At 64.3% G+C, this 875-nt stretch carries 1 protein-coding gene; it reads left to right on the forward strand.

Going from position 1 to position 875, the window contains the following annotated elements:
- Window positions 1–514 (forward strand): AI-2E family transporter (locus P0D96_RS48170; RefSeq protein WP_408321396.1); only part of this gene is annotated, 514 nt, incomplete at its 5' end.
- Window positions 515–875 lie beyond the last annotated feature (361 nt).

The raw sequence follows: 875 nt of genomic DNA on the forward strand, positions 1-875 counted from the left end.
GGCGGCGGCAGTGCGGCTTGCCGGATTGTCGATCCGCGCGGTCGCGCTCGGGATCGTCGTAACGGCGGTCGCGCAGGCGACGCTCGCCGGGCTGGGCCTGTACGTCGCCGGAATCCCCGGCGCGGGGATCCTGACAGCGCTGATCCTGATTCTCTGTCTCGCGCAGATCGGTCCGGGCCTTCCGCTGATCGGTGCCGTGGTCTGGCTGATCTATCACGACCAGCTTGTCACGGGAATCGCGCTGGGGGTCTGGTCGGTGTTCGTCGGGCTGCTCGACAATGTGTTGCGGCCGCTGCTGATCAAGCGAGGCGTGGACCTGTCGCTGCTGCTGATCCTGATCGGGGTGATCGGCGGGGTGATCGCGTTCGGGATCGTCGGCCTGTTCATCGGCCCGGTGATACTCGCGGTGACCTCCACGCTGCTGCAGGCGTGGATCGACGAGGAGGCGCCACCGGCGCCCATCGAACCGGCGCTCACGAGCACCGGCGACCCGCCGGATCGCGAGCGGCGGTAGCACCACCGACGCGCCGCGCGTGATACGGCGATTGCGTCGGGTAACGCGCTTGACATGAATGTACCGACGATATGCCGTTTCCCGGGGACGTTATGAGTTTTTGTACCGTCAAGGCGTATTTGATGAGGTCTTCAAGCAAGCAGAACGTTCAACGCCACACATACCGATGCACCGGCGTTGCCTGAATCGCGCACGATGAGCGCTCGGTGTGGCGCGCCCGCCTGTGTTGCGTCGAGCTGAGTTCATTTACCCCTAACGGAGCAAAAGCATGGGTACTGGAATAGTGGACGTAGCGGAACAAAAACGCCTGAACGACGCGCGTGAGGCCCAGGTGCCGTGGAAGAAGTGGGGGCCTTACCTC

It is taken from the genome of Paraburkholderia sp. RL17-347-BIC-D (assembly GCF_046027915.1).
GTDB lineage: Bacteria > Pseudomonadota > Gammaproteobacteria > Burkholderiales > Burkholderiaceae > Paraburkholderia.